Raw genomic sequence first — 17,029 nt, 5'->3', positions numbered from 1 at the left:
TTAGGTCATGCAGAATCATGACAATGGTTTTACCCTTACTTTTTTGAAGTTCGTCCAGTAAATCTAGCAACTCTACCTGATGGGATAAATCTAAAAAGGTTGTCGGTTCGTCTAGCAATAAAATATCCGTATCTTGAGCTAATACCATCGCAATCCAAGCTCGTTGTCTCTGTCCGCCAGAAAGACTGTCTAACGGACGATCTGCTAATTCCGTCATGGTAGTAATTGACAAAGCTTCGGCGACCTGAAGTTCATCTTCTTTTGACCACTGCTGCGTCCAGCTTTGATAGGGATAACGACCCATAGCTACCAAATCTCTTACCGTCAAACCTTCAGGCGCAACGGGACTTTGAGGCAACATTCCCATTTTTTTCGCTACCGTTTTCGCTTTGAGTTTGGCGATCGCCTTACCATCGAGATAAACCTGACCCGATTTAGGTTTTAGTAATCTAGTTAATCCCCGCAGTAGAGTAGACTTACCACAACCATTAGCACCAACAAGCACTGTTGTTTTACCAGCAGGTATTGCCAAACTCAAGTTTCTGATAATTGCAGCACCATCGTATCCCAGAGTTATTTGTTTGGCTTCTAGATTATGACGGGGAGACGAGGAGACGGGGAGACTTAGGGACGAGGAGACGGGATGACTAGGCGATATATTATTTGTACTGCGATCCATAATTATTCAAAATAAGATTTAAAAAAGCTAAGAGCTAAAAGCTATTTCCTCTGACTAATCAATAAATAAACAAAATAGGGCGCACCGATCGCAGCGGTGATGATGCCACAGGGGAGTTCTAAAGGTGCAAACAAAACTCTGCCCAATAAATCGGCAACTACTACCAACATTCCTCCAAGCATGGCTGCTACTGGCAATAGTCCTTCGTGAGAAGCTCCTACTAACTGTCTTCCCAGGTGAGGCGACATCAAGCCTACAAACCCAACTGCACCTGCTGTAGCTACACTCGCACCAGCCAAAGCTACACTGGTTAACAGCAATAAACCTCGCTGCCATTCCACCCGACTTCCCAAACCGCGAGCTACTTCATCGCCTAAATTTAAGGTATTTAATTCTCTCGTTAACAGTAATGCTATTAAGCCAAAGATAACAATCCAGGGAATTAAGGAAAATACTTGTGACCAACTACGCCCATAAACGCTCCCTGCTAACCAAACTAAAGCCTGAGATACGGTATTAATCTCGCCAAAGGTAATCATAATATCGGTTAAAGCACCAGCAATTAAACTAAACCCAATACCTACCAAAATTAACCGCACGGGGGAACTACCTCCTTGCCAAGCTAAGAGATAGATTAACAATGAGACTGTCAACGCGCCCCCAAAAGCAGCAAAGGGAAGTAGAGATACGGGAGTATTGGGCAGTAGAATTAGTAATGTTACCGCAGCCAAAATCGCTCCTGCATTCACGCCGATAATACTGGGAGCAGCTAGAGGATTGCGAGTAATGCCTTGCGTAATCGTACCAGCGATCGCCAGTCCTACTCCAACTAGGAAAGCTACAATAGTCCTGGGTAAACGTAAGGTATTGATAATGAAAGCATAGTCCCCATTGGCTGTAGGTATACCCAACAACGTTTTGACCACATCTATAGGCGAAATTGGATATTCTCCATAGCCCACACTAAACACCATTGCTACCAAGGTAATTGCAGTCAGAATTGACAAAATTACTGGCACTCGGCGATCGAGGTGAAACGATATTGGTAATACCTTCGGGCGAATAACTAACCACTGCTTGCTCATTCAAGTATTATACTTACTTAATGAGAATCATTATGGTTAATTTACTTATTACTATATATTTTTATTAAATCCTTAGATTTAGTCTTATCTACGGCAGGCTTTTTATCATTCGTACTGATGTATGACCTATAAAGCGATTGCCTAAATCAAATCGAGATATGAAAGCACTCACGGTCGCGCAACTATTAGAACAAACTTTGAATACAGGAGGGACAAGAGAATTCACTCATAATGTTTTGGTACGGAGATCTTTCTCAAGCAACTGCAAGAACAGTTATTAAATTAGTTTTTATAATTTTCTCAATATCATATAACAATGCAAAATATTTGCAACAGTTTATTTTTAAAATCGTCAATATATTTTTATTAGCATTATGGTAACGAGATTAATGTTAGAGCGATATGAAGACTGGCTCGAACGGGGAAGTTATAAGGATTCGAGGTTGTTACATTCGGATAAAAGCGATCGCATTCAGGTCTGTCCATCGCATTTAGGTCAAGGATACAGGCAAGAAATTCCGCTGCGGGATGATTTAAGCCTTGTCATTGAAAACTATAGGCTAGATCGCAATTTGGTAATTGACATACCGAGTCACAATAGTTTTGTAGCTTTTGGCTTTCCACTTACAGGTGCTGATGCGAGACATAGCTTATTTGACGTTTGCTTTGGATTAAGAGAGATACATATCAAGCAATCGCAACAACAAATTTTTAACGTAGAGATTGTTTTTAAACAATCCACGACCGCGATTTATCTTCAAGAATTTATGGCAAGATTGTTCCCTCAAACACTCGACATTGCCGAGCAAGTTATTCGCTCCATATATCGGTACCGAAAAGGATACTCCAGTTCTAATACCAAGGAAATGCTCGAAAGAGTTCTACAGGATACGATTTCTGTCGATTCTCACAGTTCTCAGGCAACCTTAGAGCAAGTTTTAAGCGGTACTGTTTATCCTGAGATACAAGATATCGAATATGCACGTCATAATTTAATTTCCGCGACAATGGAACGAGTTATCGGACAAATTCTCAGTTGTCCATATCAAGGTACAACTCGTCGTGCTTATTTAAAACAAAAGGCTTTGAACTTAGTTACTCTATATTTTGAAGAAGGAATGCTGCGATCGCGTTTAAACAAATCCGATCTCAACTATATCTACCAAGCAGAAAAAATCTTAAAGAGTCAGAGCATCAATCCCCCAACCACAGAGATGTTAGCCAAACAGGTAGGTACAAATCGCTTCAAGCTTAATCAAGGCTTCCATCAGGTACATAATACAACTCCCTTTGGCTACTTGCGAAATTACCGTTTGCGAAAAGCAAAAAGACTATTAATGACTTCAGAACTGTCCGTTGAAGAGGTTGCAGCAGCAGTGGGTTACAAAAGTCGCAGTAATTTTGCCATAGCATTTCGCCAACAGTTCGGAGTTAATCCTAAAGTGCTTCAGATGCAAGTAAGGCAAGAAGTTAGTTGAGTTAAACCGATTGATAAATTTACTTACCTTAACTAGATTTAGCAAAATGTCTTGGAAAAAAATGCAGCTACGGTTCAAAATTTCTAGAAATAACTTTAGTTCTCCAGTAAATTAAATTAATTGAAAATAATTTGCATCAAGCTCTTTTTAGGCGGGCTTGAGTAATGATGTGAGGAGCATAGTGAGAAAGTATTTACTAGGTTGGAATCTTTTTGTGTTTTTGGCAATTGCTATAGGTCAAATTGCTGTGGCAGAAATATCGTTAGCGCAGAAAGCAGGAGGGCAAGAAAGCAGGGAAGGCGAGGAGACTTATACAGACAGGAAGACGGGGAGAAAAGGAGTCCTAAAGGATATCGCTTTATCCGAAGGTGTCCCGCAAGGGGATACCGCTTCGCATATATCCTTTAGGGCACATAACAAGGAGAAAGCTCTAGTAGAGAAATTCCCTAGTCCCCCATCTGTAGTTGACTTGAAACAAGATCTAATCGTCCAAGGAGTTACGCGGGTTACGGGAGTAGAAATTAATCAAACTGCGGAAGGGTTGGAGTTAATTTTAAAAACGACCGCAGAAAGTGAAAGATTAGTCCCGTTGATTTTGCCAGAAGGTAACGATTTAGTAATTGATATCCTGGATGCCACTTTAGCATTTTCAATTAGAAATGGCGTTACCGAACTTAACCCCGCGCCAGGAATTAGTAGGATTACAGTTAATGAAGCCGATGATAATAGTATCCAAGTCAGGATTACGGGGGAAAACCAAACACCAAGCGCGGAAATCTTACCAGGTAGAGACGGTTTGGTATTAAGCATTGCCCCTAAAAGAGCGACAGCAGAAGAGCCTGATGAAGAAATAGAGGTGATTGCCACAGGTCAGGGTGCAGAAGAAGAATATTTGGTTCCCGATGTAGATATCGGTGGCAGAATTGATGCACCGCTGCGCGATGTTCCTCAGTCGATTCAGGTGATTCCCCAACAAGTGATTGAAGACCAGCAGGCAACTGGGCTAGAAGAGGTGTTAGAAAACGCTGCGGGAGTAACGTTTTTGGGCAATAATGATGGTCGGGCGTTTGAGGCTGCCATTCGCGGATTTAGGGATGCGAGAATTGCACGAGATGGTTTTGGCGGTTTTCCTGGTTTTAGTGCAGATTCGGCAGCCCCAGAAACAGCTAATCTAGAGCGAGTCGAAATTTTAAAAGGACCATCGACCTTGTTCGGTCAGGCAGAACCAGGAGGAATAATTAATCTGGTGAGGAAAAAACCTCTTGCCGAACCCTATTATAATCTGCAATTTCAGCTAGGAAACCGCAATTTTTATAGTCCCAGTATCGATCTATCGGGACCGTTAACGGGCGATGGTAACTTGCTCTATCGTTTTAATGCACTGTATCGAACGCAGGATAGTTTTCGCAATTTTGAAGACAGCCTAGATCGCTTTTTCATCGCCCCTACTATCGCCTGGCAAATTGGCGATCGCACTAACTTAACTTTCAACCTGGAATACGCGGAAGATAACGATCCAGTGAACTTTGGCACTGTCGCCTTTGGTGAGGGCATTGCCGATATTCCTTTAGAACGAGTAACTAATAATCCCGACGATAGCCAAGAATTTACCAACCTGAATGTGGGTTACACCTTAGAGCATAATTTCAGCGAAAACTGGCAATTACGCAATCGGTTTCGCTATGCTTCGGATGATGGTCCGTCTGGTATTTTAGCATTACCATTCAACGTAGATGAATCAACGGGAGAGTTAACTCGTTTATATGCTACTGAAGCAATAGAAAACGAAGAGTTTTCGCTCTTCACTAATGTTCGAGGTAAATTCGATACGGGTTCACTAAAGCATAATCTTTTGTTTGGTGTCGATCTATCTCGTGCAGATGGGAAAGAATCATCTGGAGTATTGTTTGAACCTGCTAGTCCGATCGATATTTTTGATTCAGATCCAGACTATTTTGCCGTTCCTCTACCCGATCGAGAGGAGCTTTCTCCCGTTGAGGATTTAGATCGCACGACAGATCGACTGGGAATATATCTACAAGACCAAATCGATCTTTTAGATAACTTAATTCTAGCAGCAGGAGTACGTTACGATATCGTTGACCTAGACCTGACTGATAATTTAACTGGCGAAGAAACCAATCAAAACGACGATGCTGTGACTCCCAACATTGGTATAGTCTATCAGCCGATTGAGCCGATTTCTCTATATGCCAACTATTCTCAGTCTTTTGTGCCAAATACAGAAAATACCGACGCTGATGGAGAACCTTTAGAACCAGAAACAGGAGAAGGGTTTGATGTGGGAATTAAAGCCGAGATCCTAGAGAATCGTCTGTCAGCAACTCTAGGGTACTTTAACATTACCAAGCAAAACGTCGCCGTAAACGATCCGAGCGATCCTGTGGGTTCAGCACTTATTGCCACGGGAGAACAGCAAAGTGAAGGATTTGATATCGACCTGAGCGGACAAATCATGCCTGGTTGGAACATTATTGCTTCCTATGCCTTTATCGATGCCGAAGTGACAGAAGATACCGACCCCGAATTTGTGGGTAGTAAGCTGACAGGAATACCCGAAAACAGTGCCAGTTTATGGACAACCTACGAACTTCAAAAAGGAAGTTTACAAGGATTGGGCTTTGGTGCGGGATTTAACTTTGTCGGAGAAAGACAAGGAGGACTACCCAATAGTTTTACGACAGATAGCTATTTCCTCACTAATGCTGCCCTTTTCTACAGTCGGGATAACTGGCAGGTAAGATTGAACTTCGATAATTTATTTGATGTTGATTTTATCGAATCTGTAAATACTTCTAGAACTAGATTTAATTATCCTGGCGACCCATTTACTGTTCGAGGTTCGGTTGCGGTGGAGTTTTGATAAGTAGCCCTAAAGGACTTCCTTCGGGCGCAGTAGCAAGTATTTTAATTAGCGTGAAACGCAATTATCAAATGAACTGTTTTACCCACTAACAGCTAGGTAAATGAAAATTTGTAAGTATAAAAGAATGTTTTTGTCGATTCGGTTTTTGGTACTGTCTGTATTTGTAGGATTAGCGATCGCCTCTTGTCAAAGTCAAACTAATAATTTAGAAACATCTACATCAGATAAAACTGATTGTCGTACTATCGAACATGAAGCGGGAGAAACTGAAGTTTGCGATCGCCCTTAACGAGTAGCGGTACTCGGTCCTTATGTTTTAGAACCTTTACTTGCTTTAGAGGTGCAGCCAGTAGCCTATGGCGATCATGTGGCATTTCATCAAGGAGATTATGATAAGCCTAACGAACAAATTCCCTATCTGGGAGAGATGATAGCTCAACCAATAGCCAATGTGGGTATAGCCTACGAACCGTCTATTGAAGCCATTGCCAAAGCGCAGCCCGATCTAATTATTGGTACTGAAGCTAACGCCCAACAGTACGATACTTTATCCCAGATTGCCCCCACTATATTGCTGGAATATGCTGAACCAGAGGAGAATTTAAAAGCGATCGCTCAAGCCGTAAATCGCCCTCAACAAGCCGAACAATTACTTGAAGAAACCCAACAGAAGATTGCAGCAGCCCGCGAAGCCTTTGCCCCCGTAGTAGCTGAAAATCCCGATCTTTTATCGCTCGAGTCGTCACAACTCAAAGAAATTAATTCCCTTGATTCCCATACGAAGTGTACCTCATTACCCGAACAATTAGGTTTTCAACCCGTTCCAATTCCTGGACTCGAACCTCCTAAACCCAATTCACCATCAAGACCTATTTCGATTGAAACTCTACCCGAACTCAACGATGCCGATTCGATTATTGTTTTTGGTCATGATTTTGGCGAAGGAGAAAAACTCAATAACTTCCGTCGCAATCAACTATCAAAGATAAAACAAGCATGGCAAAAAAATGCGATCGCTCAATCTATGGATGCTAGTAAAGCAGGACGAGTTTATTTTATTCCGACCTATTTGTGTGCGGGTTTACCTGGGACAATTGGAACTGAACTTTATTTGGAAGAATTAAAGCAACAGCTACTTCAAAAAAATCGTGCGTAAATTCCTCCTTATCTGGATCGGTCAACTAGCTTCCCTGTTGGGTTCAGAAATGACCAACTTTGCTATCACCATCTGGGCATGGCAGGTTACGGGACAAGCGACACCTTTGTCTTTAATCTTGTTTTTCGTACAGACTCCCAGAGTTATCGCTTCTCTATTTGCTGGAGTGTTGGTCGATCGCTATAGTCGCAAACTGTTGATGATTATCGGCGATCTGGTAGCAGGAATTTCTACAATTGCTCTGCTTTTACTCTTTTTAAGTAATAATCTGCAAATTTGGCACTTATACTGTACCGCAGCCGTAAATAGTCTGTTTGGCTTTGTTCAAGGATTAGCTTACTCTGCGTCTCTGTCTTTACTCGTCCCCCCACAACAATACAATCGGGCAACTGCGCTTAATTCGGTTCAAATGTCAGGGGCTTTTATTTTAGCCCCTGCTTTGGCTGGCGGTTTGTATCCTGTAATTGGCTTGAAAGGAATTCTAATAATCGATCTGGTGACGTTTTTCATGGCGATCGCAACTCTCTCCATAGTCGCTATTCCCCAACCCGATCGCGATAACTCAAATAGACAAAATATTACCAACATCAAACAGGAATTAAGCTTTGGCTGGCGTTATCTTCTCAAGCATCGTCGTTTACTCGCTATCCTCGGATTTTTGCTAATAACCAACTTCATCGATAGTTTCAATTTCGCCATTCTACCCGCAATGGTTTTAGCCCGTAGCAATAACGATCCTACAGTTTGGGGCAGGTTGTTAACTACTTTTGGTATTGGCGGTGTATTGGGTGCTGCTACTATGAGCATCTGGAATTTACCCAAACGACGTATTAATGGTTTGTTACTGGGTAATGCTGTTTGGAAGGGGGGCTTAGTTTTACTCTCGGTGACTCAAAGTATGGTGGGTAAGTTAATTGCTGCGGTTGTTAGTGGCTTTTGTTCCCCTTTTCCTAATAGTTCCAATCAAGGAATTTGGATGTCACAGGTAAAGCCAGAAATTCAGGGAAGAGTGTTTGCAGCCAGAGATTTAATTGCAGGTATAGCAACGCCTTTAGGTGCTGCGATCGCGGGTGTATTAGTGGATAATTATTTTGAACCAGCTATGCAAACTAACAGTCTTTTAGCTCAATTGTTTGGCGGTATCTTTGGTAGTGAAACTGGTGCGGGAATGGCTTGCGCGATCGCTTTATTTTCTGCTGTTGGCGTAATTATATCTTTGGTCGGGTATGCTTTTATCGATCCATTCAAAGCATCTAAAACTTAGCTTTCACCTGCAAGCCATAAGTAACAGGAGAACCCAAAGAACCAAACTCGCCAAAGCCAAAGTCTTCAAAAGCAGTAGTTACATACTCGCGATCGAAGATGTTGTTGGCAAAGAAATAAACCCCATTGTCGCCAAACTCATAGCCCAGTAGCCCATTAACAATACTGTAGGGTTCGGATTTAAGGGTATTGTCTTCATTAAAAAAGGTTGCGCCACTTCCCACAAGTTCGAGTCTACTCACTACTCCCGATTGAGTACGATACTGCATGGCAATGTTAAAGGTATAGCCAGGAGTAAATACTAGGTTATTGCCACTAAAATCTTCTCCCGTAATGGAATTAGTATATTCAGTAAAATCAGTATCGACAATGCCCAATCCTGCGATGATGTCTAAACCTTGGGCGGGGGTAGCTTTTAACTCTACTTCTGCCCCCGTAATCTCCGCATCCGCATTATCAATTCTTTCTGCCTGTAAAAATTGGTTGAACAACACTACTTGAAAATCATTAATATCATTGTGGAACACCGCAGCATTTAACACCAGACGATTATCGTACCAAGATGACTTAACCCCAAGTTCGTAATTCAAAGAACGTTCGCGATCGAAACTGAGAACCTCTTTACTATCATTATCCGCGCCAAAGTTAACCCCTGCGGGACGATATCCTGCGGTGATACTGCCATAAGTAAGTATGTCGGGAGTAAGTTCGTATTCCAGGGCAACTCTGGGTAAGAGGGCATCGCTTTCTGCTTCAATATTTTCGACGCGGAAATTGGGTATCACTCCTTGGGGAGTAGTTATATTACTTTCTAAAAACTCTAGTTCCGAATCGTTAGTTTCGTAGCGTAAAGCAGCAGAAAGAGTTAAAGATTCAATCAGTTTATAATCTAGCTGTCCAAAGGTTGCCAGAGTAGTTTCATCTGTCTCGCTATCGCTAAGAATCGTGCTATCCCCAGGTAACTGAAATAGTTCTGCTGCATCATTACCCACCACAAAACCATTATCGACAGTATCAAAACCTCGCGATTCAAAATATCCCCCAACAATCCAGCGCAATCTTTCGGCATCAGCAGGAGACTGGAGGCGTATTTCCTGACTAAATATGGTGGAATCAAATTTATTAATAACCGAACCAGCTTCTAGGGCAGTATAGTCAAGATCTGCCTCCTGATCTACTTCAGAAGAACGTCTTGAGGAAATAGAAGTAATTCTAACCTTATCACTGCTATAGGCTACTTTGAGTGCTTGGGTATTAGCATCAAAATCATTAAACCCGTTAACATCTTGGTCGGTAGTAAAGGGATCGTCCCGTTCTAAGGGGACAAACGGATATCCCCCATCTCGATAGCTTTCCAATGAACTATTGAGAGTAACTTCCCAATCTTTATGGGGAGTCCAGAGTAATTTTGCCCGTCCGTTACCCCCCGATTGGTCGTCTACAGTATTGTCTTGGGCGGTGTTTTCAATAAAACCGTCTCGCCTGCCGTAACTTCCCGATAAACGTAGACCTAATTTATCTTTAACTATTGGTGCGCTAACGCTGCCTTTACCCTCGAAGTTAGCAAAATTACCATAGCTAAGATCTCCCAGAAACTCTAGCTTATCGCTGGGCTTACGGGTAATGGTATTAACTACACCTGCGATCGCGCTCCGTCCGTAGAGAATATTCTGCGCCCCCCGCAATACTTCTACCCGTTCGAGATCGACTAGATTCTGATCTAGAAAACCGCCGTAGTCGTAAGGGACATCATCGATATAGAATCCGACTGCATCTCGATTGGTTAGGTTAGAATTGGAAAATCCCCGCAAACTGTAGTAGAGAAAGGCACGACTCCCAGAAGCATCCAAAATACTGAAGTTAGGGGTACTATCGGATATGCCTCTGAGGGAATCAATATTACCATCCTCTAATTGTTCTTCGGTCAAAGCGGTAATGCTTAAGGGAACTTTTTGCAGGCTTTCTTCGGTTTTTTGGGCAGTAACCACCACGTCGATTACTTGAGATGTATCTGCCTCTTCTGTGCTTTCGGGAGAAACGCTAATAATTAAATCTCTAGGAGAAGGAACAACATTGGCAGAGGGAGTTTGTTCTTCTCCCGTAATGGTAAGACGGATACTGGTAGAGTCGATTTGAGTTAAGCTTATCGTCTCAATGCCCGTGGCAGGATTAGCTTGCTGGAGTCTATTGCCTTGGGGTAAGGCTAAAGTCGCATCTAAAATATCAACTGTCAGTTGTTTACCTTCAGAAAAAATTAAGGGGACTAATTGTTTACCAGCTTCTGTTTCTAAAACAACCCTTAAACCCGATGTCGTTTGTTCTAACTTTACTCCCATAACTTTAGTTAATTCGTTTTGTACCAGTAATTGCTTGGCTGATGTATTTAAGTTGGCTTTAGCTTCTGTTGGTATTAGCAAAGAAGTCAAAACCACAGCGGTAGCAATCCCCGCCTGAAATAGTAATTTGTATAGCTTCATCTTGAGTCGGATAGGTTAAATAGCAATTCTGGGATCTTCGGCATAGGAAACTGCACCGTGTTCTGAGGCAATCAACGCCAGTAAAGTCACCTGAGAATCAGCCTTACTGCGATGCCAGACATTACGAGGCACAATGCAAGTATCTCCTGAAGTTAAGACAAATTCCTGCATATCTTCTGTTAGTAAAGTCACTCGCAGTTCTCCTTCCAATAAGTAAAAGAACTCGTCACCATCGACGTGCCTTTCCCAGGGAGTTTCCCCCGCATACTTAATTAGAGTTGCAGTACCGCGATCGAATTCTCCCAAATTGATAAAAGACGATCGCACCTCCGCAGCAGCTTCAGACTCTATACGATTGAGGTCGATTAGTGGCAGGCGATCGAGTAGCGTCGGAATCTTGAATATTTCCATTAGTCTTAATCCAGGCTAGTTTTGTACCTGCAATGAATCGTAGAATTGACTGAGATAACTAAACTACTCCCAGGCGGATTATTTTCACCCCAAAAGGGAGTAAGTATTGAGGCGGTTTGTTTTAGGTTTAAACAGTAATCCTATTTGAGTTGTGAAAGTTATTAGTCTTGGATGTTTTTTGTCTTTTGTCTTTAGCTTTTGTCTTGAAGTTATCGGTAGAATATTAATGAGCAACCAAACTAGTAATCAAATTACGACTAATGTCGATCAATTTAAAGGCGATCGCTCCTGAAATTAGTGATGCCGAACTTTTGAAGCTATCAACTGACAATCCAGAAACTAGATTTGAAACTAACAGTGAAGGACATTTAATAATTATGTCGCCTACAGGAAGTAATAGCGGCAGGAGAAACACTAAATTATTATTTCAAGTAGAACTGTGGAATAGTAAAGCAAATTTAGGGGTTACATTTAATTCTTCTACAGGTTTTAAACTGTCTAATGGTGCTGTGCGATCTCCTGATGTGACTTGGATTGCGATCGAGCGATGGAATGAACTTACCCTACAGCAACAGGATAAATTTGCCCCTATCGATCCCGATTTCGCGATCGAGTTAGTTTCCCTTACTGACGATTGGCGCGAACTACAAGCCAAAATGCAGGAGTATATGGACTGTGGTGTAAAGTTAGGTTGGTTGATTAATCCTGAAGATAAGCAGGTGGAAATTTATCGTAACGGACAGACTAAAGAAGCGATCTACAATCCTCAAACTCTGACTGGAGAGAATATTTTACCTGGATTGGCAGTAAATTTAACAGACATCTTCGACTAAAAAACTAGCAAGTTAAACAATACCCACTTAACTACATTTTTTATACTGATTGGGATTGATGCCATACTTCTTACGAAACGCTGCTGCAAAGTGACTCATGTTGCTGTAGCCGACTGCTTGGGCTACTTCCGTAACGTTGCGAGTTCCAGATTTTAGTAATAAACGCGATCGCTCCATCCGATAATCGTGGAGAAAACCGAATACGGTAGTATCAAATAGACGGCGGAATCCCTGTTTGAGTTTGAATTCGTTTAAGCCTACCTGTCTTGCCAGGGAATTTAAGGTAGGCGGGCGATCGATATTTTCAATTAGGATTTCTTTAACTCGGTGGAGACGTTCAATGTCATCGGGTTTAATTGCTATGGTTGCAGTAGATCTGCTGTATTCTGCTTCTAGCAAACTTAGGTTGAGGGTTAATAACTCGATCGCCTTACTTTCTAGATATAGTTGCTTAGTCAAGCCTTGATAGGGACAGTTGACGATCTGATGCAGCGCGATTGTCATCTCAGGGGTAGTGGTAAGTTGTTGTCGCAGATATCCTGTTTCGCTATTTAAGAGGAATTTTTTGATTTGCGAGGGAAAATACGGGGATTGAGCGATCGCATCATATAAAGGAGAATAGGATTCTAATGCTAGATCTACCATCATGACGGAACTATTGGCAGCAAACTCTAATCTACCGTTAATGTCATGGAAATAGCACAAGTGATGATTGGGAGAAGACAAATAGCAATCGCGTTCGCCTAAAGCAAAGTTAGCCGTACCTTTAACAATCCAACTCATAACTAAGGATAAGTAATTGAGTTCTGTTTCTAAGCTAATGGCTTCGTGGGTTGAGTTTTCCTGAATGTATAGTTGTAGTCCCGAAGCAAAGTGGAAAGTACGAGTCATACCTTGTCCCATTTGGGGAGGTATTAACAAACAATTTTCAAAACCATCATTAGTAATACTCGCTCCAATTTGTTGTTGGAGTTCGGTATAAAATTCTTGCTGGTTGTTTAAAGATAAAAATAATTTCACTTAATAACTAATAACTGCTAAACTTTGAGTCTGGAAATTAGAAGTAAATTGCCCAGGGTTAGTCCGACACAAAGTACGAACAAGCCAGAATAGCCGACCGCTTCAGCAATTGTGCCACTAAAACTACCTGCGATCGCGCTACTAATAAAGGCAATGGAAGTTCGAATTGTAAAGTCTCTCCCCGCACTATCGGCACTACTTTTGTCCATTTTGATTGTTGAGGTGGCAGTTTCGGCAACACCATAGATACCGTTAAAGGTAATACCCAAAAGATATAAAATAACTAGACTGCTAATTCCCCAGGCTGGTAAGAGAAAACCTAAAATAACTATTCCTTGTAAACATCCGCCAACCATTAACAATTTTTTGCGGTCTAAAAAATTGACTGTCATACCTCCAATTAAAGCCCCAATCGTGCCTACGCCATAGCTGACTACTCCTAGCAGTAGTCCGATTTGGGCTGTGGATAAACCCAGATCTACCAGTAGCGGACGAAACATGGTAATTGCCATACTAGATCCCGTGGTGTAGGTGGCTAAAATTAACAGCCATAGCCATAACTCTCGCCGACCAAAAAACTCGGCTAATTCTTTGCTGATACTGGCTTTTACTACGGGTTTTGCGGTTACTACTTCCTGATGCAGCAGAATTGGCAATAGAGAAATCACCATAATTAAAGCAATTAGCAACAGGGTTTTTTGCCAAGCAAGGCGATCGAGCAAAATTAACATCCCACCGCTACCAATTACCGCCCCCAAATAATGACCGCTTACCTGAATACCATTACCCAAACCCCTTTCTTCAGGAGTAAGCAAGTTAACTGCTAAAGCATCGGCTGCGATATCTTGGCTAGTACAAAAGACACACATCACAAAGCCAATTATCAACAGCAAATTGAGATTCTGTTCGATATCAATAAAAGCACAAGCTAGGGTCAGCAAAGATACCATCACTTGAAATAAAACAATCCAGAACCGATAGTGTCCCCAACGAGTAAAACCATAGCGATCGATTAGGGGCGACCAAAGAAACTTAAGGACAACGGGCAAAATTAGTAAATTGACTAAAGCGATCGCTTCTAAGGAACTTCCTCGTTGTCGTAGATATACGGGTAACGCCTCATAAAAAAACATCAGAGGAATATATTGCGAGATATATAAACTAGCAAGCAGTCCCATTTTTGGGAAATCGATTCGTTCGATGTGCTGCAAATTATTTTACCCTCAAGTGTTTGATAATGATTATCATTTTAGATATTTATACCATCATCTCCTATTTCTCACAAAAGCAGCTCAAAATATAGGTAAACATAATTTTTGAAGAATAATTTAGTGCGATCGCAACTTCTCAAAAATTTGAATTCCGTCGGTAATTTTTTGAATATGAGTGTGGGCTTTCTAAAGAATTCTCCCTAGCAACAACAATTTCCCAAACTTCTGACCAACGCTCTTCAATTAAGCTTCTCATTTTTTCCGATTGCCATTGAGGTAGGCGATTTTTACAGTTGCGATCGAGTTTATTCATGATTATTTTTTATCCACTATCAAAAAAAGAGGTAAAAGAAGCGCATAAGAACAATTACACGCCTCCGATACAACAAAGCAGTAGTTAACTCGCTATAAACCATGGGCTTCATTCCTGGCTTAAACAAGATCTGATTCTAAACAAGTCGGACTCCAGTGAGATCGCCCTGGTTTTGGCTAACAAAATCAACATATCATTTTTACAAATTACTTGCAATTAATTCTCAATAATGTAATTATCTTTCTAATCATGCACGCAAATTTTTATGACTAACATGGGTTTAAGTCAAAGACAACTATGCGAATATTTTGGCTGGGATTATAGAACTATCGCCCAAGAAGCCAAAGCCAAAAAATTGAGTACTCATGAATACGTACAGCAAAAGACAGGCTGGATTTTGAGGCGGGAAGTGTATTATCCGCCTTTTAATCATTCCGAAGCGGTCGAGTCTAATCATTCTTTCAATAATTAGCCATGAGTAATCCTGGTATTAGTGGGAATCGAAAGCTGGTTAAAATTGCTCGGTTTGTGGCGATCGCTATTCTTATTGCACTAGGAATCTGGTTGCTCAATCGTTTCGGAATCGAACAGCTTCGTTCTAATGTCGAACAGATGGGAGTCTGGGCTTTTTTAGTGGTGGGAGGATTGCGTTTAACCAGCGTGATTATACCCGCTCTTCCAGGGACGGCTTACTCTGTTTTAGCAGGTGGACTATTTGGCTTTGGATCGGGGTTAACTGTAATTTGTCTTGCCGATCTTATTTCCTGTAGCCTCAGTTTTTATTTATCTAGAAGATATGGTCGAAGTTTAGTTACAAGGTTGGTAGGCGATCGCTTTATAAATAAGATAGATCGCTTTAGTCAAAAGAATTTAGAGCATAATTTCTGGTTGATAACTGGTTTTTTAATGACGGGTTTGTTTGATTTTGTTAGCTATGGAGTCGGCTTAACCAAAACACCCTGGCGTAAATTTGCTCCTGCATTAGTAATTAGTGTTGTCATTTCTAACCCGCCAATCGTGGCATTGGGTGCAGGATTATTAGAGTCGGGTAAGTTACTGCTGGGGTTTGCCCTCTTAGGCGTTTTCGGATTGGGTATACTCACGGCTATTCTACAGCGTCAACCAAAAATCTAAAGCTGAGAAATTTATAGATTAATTGCTAATTATATTTTTATGAAAGTTTATACCGAGACAGAATACGATCGCTTATATAAAAAAACTCTAGAATACGAGCAAATAGAATCTAATACTCGCGGGTTTGATGAAATCATAACAGCTAAAAGCCAATGGAGTGCAGAACAATATCGTTATGCTAATTTGTCATCGGGCATCGAGTTAGATATTGTTGACGAACAGATGTTCCTCGATCGCAATGAGTTAGTAGAACACAATAATTACCAGTCGATTGTCGCTAAATTTTATCTAAGTGGATATCATAGCGTCATTTCTCCTGGTGTCAAAGGTATCGCAGCAGAATATACTGAAACTAAGGGACAGAATTATTTGTTTTATTTACCAGATATTGAAGAAATCGAACAGTCTTGGGCGGGCGATCGCCTGAAAATGCTGAGAATAGAAATAGATCTAGATATTATTAGAAGGTTTGTCACCGAACTCAATACAGTTCCCAAGCAGTTGCAAGCATTAATTGAAAACGACAAACCTCAGCGATTTCACTCTGCTTTGGGGGATATAACCCAAGAAATGCAAACGATAATCGAGCAAATTTGGCACCATCCCTATCAAGGTGCGATCGCTCGAATGTATCTCGAAGGCAAAGCTCTGGAATTAATGGCAATGCAACTTTCTTTGTTAACTACTAATTGCGATCGCCAGACTACTCATACTAGATTAAAGCCTAAAGAAATAGACTGCATTTACGACGCGAGAAAAATATTACTCAATGACTTAGATAATCCTCCTAACATTAAAGCTTTAGCTAAAACTGTTGGTATGAGCGATCGCAAACTCCAGCAGGGTTTCAAAGAAATATATGGTACTACTGTGTTTAATTATCTTCACAACTATCGCCTCCAACAGGCACAGTTAATGTTACGAGAAGGGGATTTAAGCGTAGCAACGGTTGCGAATAATATTGGCTACACTCATCTCGGTCATTTTTCGGCTGCTTTCAAACGCAAATTTGGTATGACTCCCAGAGATTGTTCGGGGGAAAATTATTGAGCATTGAAGAATGACAAGACGCTTTTGGGATA

Annotated in this window: 15 protein-coding genes and 1 pseudogene; 9 read left to right on the top strand and 7 right to left on the bottom strand. The window is 41.3% G+C overall.

Annotation, left to right across the window (positions count from 1 at the left end):
• Both C7B62_RS13015 and C7B62_RS13010 read right to left on the bottom strand, forming a co-directional pair.
• A partial coding sequence (locus tag C7B62_RS13015) for an ABC transporter ATP-binding protein (RefSeq protein WP_106236768.1) occupies window positions 1-679 on the bottom strand: 679 nt, incomplete at its 3' end.
• Window positions 680-720: 41 nt separating this feature from the next.
• Complete coding sequence (locus C7B62_RS13010; protein ID WP_106236764.1) at window positions 721-1,764, bottom strand: iron ABC transporter permease; 1,044 nt, start codon at window positions 1,762-1,764, stop codon at window positions 721-723.
• A 374-nt stretch (window positions 1,765-2,138) separates the two neighbouring features.
• On the opposite strand from C7B62_RS13010, the gene C7B62_RS13005 reads away from it, so the two are divergent.
• The 5 genes and pseudogenes from C7B62_RS13005 to C7B62_RS12990 all read left to right on the top strand — a co-directional run bounded on the left by C7B62_RS13005 (window position 2,139) and on the right by C7B62_RS12990 (window position 8,549).
• Window positions 2,139-3,242: a helix-turn-helix transcriptional regulator gene (locus C7B62_RS13005; RefSeq protein ID WP_106236760.1), complete on the top strand. Its 1,104-nt coding sequence runs from the start codon at window positions 2,139-2,141 to the stop codon at window positions 3,240-3,242.
• A 181-nt stretch (window positions 3,243-3,423) separates the two neighbouring features.
• Window positions 3,424-6,126 carry a TonB-dependent siderophore receptor gene (locus C7B62_RS13000; RefSeq protein ID WP_158260677.1) on the top strand — a complete coding sequence of 901 codons (2,703 nt, stop codon included), beginning with the start codon at window positions 3,424-3,426 and terminating at the stop codon, window positions 6,124-6,126.
• 103 nt (window positions 6,127-6,229) lie between these two features.
• The gene (locus C7B62_RS26155; RefSeq protein ID WP_199194183.1) at window positions 6,230-6,418 is read left to right on the top strand and encodes a hypothetical protein; all 189 of its coding nucleotides are present in this window, start codon (window positions 6,230-6,232) and stop codon (window positions 6,416-6,418) included.
• Window positions 6,419-6,433: 15 nt separating this feature from the next.
• Window positions 6,434-7,285: pseudogene (locus tag C7B62_RS12995) on the top strand (iron-siderophore ABC transporter substrate-binding protein); the annotation flags it as partial.
• Complete coding sequence (locus C7B62_RS12990) at window positions 7,278-8,549, top strand: MFS transporter (protein ID WP_106236754.1); 1,272 nt, start codon at window positions 7,278-7,280, stop codon at window positions 8,547-8,549. The pseudogene C7B62_RS12995 and the gene C7B62_RS12990, both read left to right, overlap by 8 nt.
• Here C7B62_RS12990 and C7B62_RS12985 read toward each other — a convergent pair.
• Together C7B62_RS12985 and C7B62_RS12980 are read right to left on the bottom strand one after the other, a co-directional pair.
• Window positions 8,539-11,025, bottom strand: coding sequence for a TonB-dependent receptor domain-containing protein (locus C7B62_RS12985; RefSeq protein WP_106236752.1), 2,487 nt, complete (start codon window positions 11,023-11,025; stop codon window positions 8,539-8,541). The genes C7B62_RS12990 and C7B62_RS12985 overlap by 11 nt on opposite strands.
• Window positions 11,026-11,040: 15 nt before the next feature.
• Window positions 11,041-11,436, bottom strand: a complete 396-nt coding sequence (locus C7B62_RS12980; RefSeq protein ID WP_106236749.1) for a cupin domain-containing protein — start codon at window positions 11,434-11,436, stop codon at window positions 11,041-11,043.
• Window positions 11,437-11,696: 260 nt separating this feature from the next.
• Here C7B62_RS12980 and C7B62_RS12975 point away from each other — a divergent pair, with 260 nt between their 5' ends.
• Window positions 11,697-12,269, top strand: a complete 573-nt coding sequence (locus C7B62_RS12975) for a Uma2 family endonuclease (protein ID WP_106236746.1) — start codon at window positions 11,697-11,699, stop codon at window positions 12,267-12,269.
• Between the two features lie 27 nt (window positions 12,270-12,296).
• Here the strand turns inward: C7B62_RS12975 and C7B62_RS12970 are convergent, their stop codons facing one another.
• From C7B62_RS12970 to C7B62_RS25715, 3 genes are all read right to left on the bottom strand, one after another.
• Complete coding sequence (locus C7B62_RS12970; protein ID WP_106236744.1) at window positions 12,297-13,289, bottom strand: helix-turn-helix transcriptional regulator; 993 nt, start codon at window positions 13,287-13,289, stop codon at window positions 12,297-12,299.
• 17 nt (window positions 13,290-13,306) lie between these two features.
• Window positions 13,307-14,500 carry an MFS transporter gene (locus C7B62_RS12965; RefSeq protein ID WP_146132097.1) on the bottom strand — a complete coding sequence of 398 codons (1,194 nt, stop codon included), beginning with the start codon at window positions 14,498-14,500 and terminating at the stop codon, window positions 13,307-13,309.
• Between the two features lie 136 nt (window positions 14,501-14,636).
• On the bottom strand, window positions 14,637-14,813 hold the full coding sequence (locus tag C7B62_RS25715) for a hypothetical protein (protein ID WP_158260676.1): 177 nt from the start codon (window positions 14,811-14,813) through the stop codon (window positions 14,637-14,639).
• 265 nt (window positions 14,814-15,078) lie between these two features.
• Between C7B62_RS25715 and C7B62_RS12960 the strand changes: the two genes are divergently transcribed.
• From C7B62_RS12960 to C7B62_RS12950, 3 genes are read left to right on the top strand one after another with little or no spacing between them, the layout of a single operon-like run.
• On the top strand, window positions 15,079-15,285 hold the full coding sequence (locus C7B62_RS12960) for a hypothetical protein (RefSeq protein ID WP_106236739.1): 207 nt from the start codon (window positions 15,079-15,081) through the stop codon (window positions 15,283-15,285).
• A 2-nt stretch (window positions 15,286-15,287) separates the two neighbouring features.
• Window positions 15,288-15,947: a TVP38/TMEM64 family protein gene (locus tag C7B62_RS12955; RefSeq protein ID WP_106236737.1), complete on the top strand. Its 660-nt coding sequence runs from the start codon at window positions 15,288-15,290 to the stop codon at window positions 15,945-15,947.
• Window positions 15,948-15,986: 39 nt separating this feature from the next.
• Entirely contained in the window at window positions 15,987-16,997 is a 1,011-nt protein-coding gene (locus tag C7B62_RS12950) for an AraC family transcriptional regulator (RefSeq protein ID WP_106236734.1), read from the top strand.
• The last annotated feature ends 32 nt before the right edge of the window (window positions 16,998-17,029 follow it).

This window comes from Pleurocapsa sp. CCALA 161 (assembly GCF_003003995.1).
Classification (GTDB): domain Bacteria; phylum Cyanobacteriota; class Cyanobacteriia; order Cyanobacteriales; family Xenococcaceae; genus Waterburya.
The sequence above is the reverse complement of the archived record's forward strand: the minus strand, read 5'-3'. Positions and strand labels throughout refer to the sequence as shown.